General features: G+C 34.1%; 1 protein-coding gene and 1 pseudogene. Both read left to right on the top strand.

Annotation, left to right across the window (positions count from 1 at the left end; genetic code table 11):
* Positions 1-348: pseudogene (locus tag AC06OU_RS12965) on the top strand (ABC transporter permease); the annotation flags it as partial.
* Between the two features lie 220 nt (positions 349-568).
* On the top strand, positions 569-1,673 hold a 1,105-nt coding region (locus AC06OU_RS12960; RefSeq protein ID WP_475856280.1), incomplete at its 3' end, for an MFS transporter.

The following is a 1,673-nucleotide window of genomic DNA, read 5'->3' as shown; positions in this document are numbered from 1 at the left end:
AACGTACCTGTATTATTATTAGGATTATCCTTATGTGCGATATTTTTTATAGGCTTAGGTACTTTACTAGGGTTAATAGCAAAATCAGTAATGTTGTCTTCTGTGATCGTGTTGCCAGTTATTTTATTGTTTTCTATGGGAACAGCAATCGAAAGCTTTAGTGATAAATATCCTATTTTAAGTGTAATTGAATATATACCAAACCTTCAGCTATTAGAATTAGCAACTAGGATAGATGCTGGAGCTGGGCTTGGAGAAGTTTGGAGCCATTTAGGTATAATCGCTCTATGGTCAGTAGTAATTTATATCATTACTGCTATTGTTTATAAAAAACAAATGGTAGATTGATACAAGGAAATGTATAGCGTGATATGTTCACACTGCTATTAAAAAGTATTCGAATATCCAAAATAAACTTGATTGATTAAAGTAAATGCCTAACATAGGAGAAGCTTTGTATCCCCCAGAGCTACTCCTTAAGGTATTTAGAAGAGAGGAAAAAAATAATGTATAGTCCAATTTGATTTAACTCCGTATTAAATGAACGAAATTAATATGGGGGATAATTATGAAACAAAATAAAAATTTTATAGTATTACTAACTAGTCAATCGATTGCAAACCTTGGAGATGTTTTTTATCTAGTAGGTGTTATTAGTGTTTTATATGACTTAACGGGTTCAGCCGCCATTTCTTCCATAGTGCCATTTACGATAACTACTGCAATGTTTATTTCTAGTTTAGTGACTCCTTTATTTCTTGGGAAATATAGGCTAAAGTTCTTACTAGTATGGTCACAGGCAGGAAAAACTTTGCTATTAGCATTGTTAGTAGTTTTTCTATTGTTTTTTATACATTCAACTAATTATTGGTACATTTTCTTTGTAATAGGTGGAATTGCTTTGTTAGATGGCTGTGCCAATCCGATCATGCGAGCTTTCCTACCTCATTATGTGGAAGATGCTCAGCTTATAAAGGCTAATAGTATCGTAGAAACTGTCACTCAGTTATTGCAAATTGGTGCTTGGTTGTTCGGCGGATTGTTACTTTTATTGCTAAGCCCCAATTGGTTAATACTTATAGTATGTGGCTTCTTTTTAGTTTCCACTATACTTACGTTGCTTTTAGAAGATGTAAGTCATGAGGAAAAAGAGAAAGATACCCTCTGGAACCAGTTCTCCGAAGGCTGGATTAGTATAAAGAAAACTCCGGTTCTTAAAAAAATTATGCTAATGGATATTCTAGAGACGATAGCAGGGGCTGTTTGGATAGCAGCCATTCTATATATTTATGTGGAGACTGCCCTCCATGAAGGAGAACAATGGTGGGGCTTTATTAATGGAGCATTTTTTATAGGATTATTAGTAGGAAGCATTATTTGTATGAAATATTCCACTGTGACAGATACCTATAAGCAATATTTTATCGGCTATGGCGCATTCATTAGCGGTATTCTTACCATCCTATTCGGTTCTATAAGTTTTCCATTACTAGCGATTATATTATCTGTAGGTATTGGACTAACTAGCCAATTGAAAAATATACCGCAACAAACAATTATTCAGCGAAGCGTCCCTAAAGAAAAGTTATTAACCGTTTATACATCTTTAGGTACAGTAGGTACTGGGCTGTTTGGTATATCTTCCTTAGCCATAGGTATTGCAGTAGATTTAG

It is taken from the genome of Psychrobacillus sp. (genome assembly GCF_056205495.1).
Note: the sequence above shows the minus strand (reverse complement) of the source record. Positions and strands in the feature narration are given on the sequence as shown.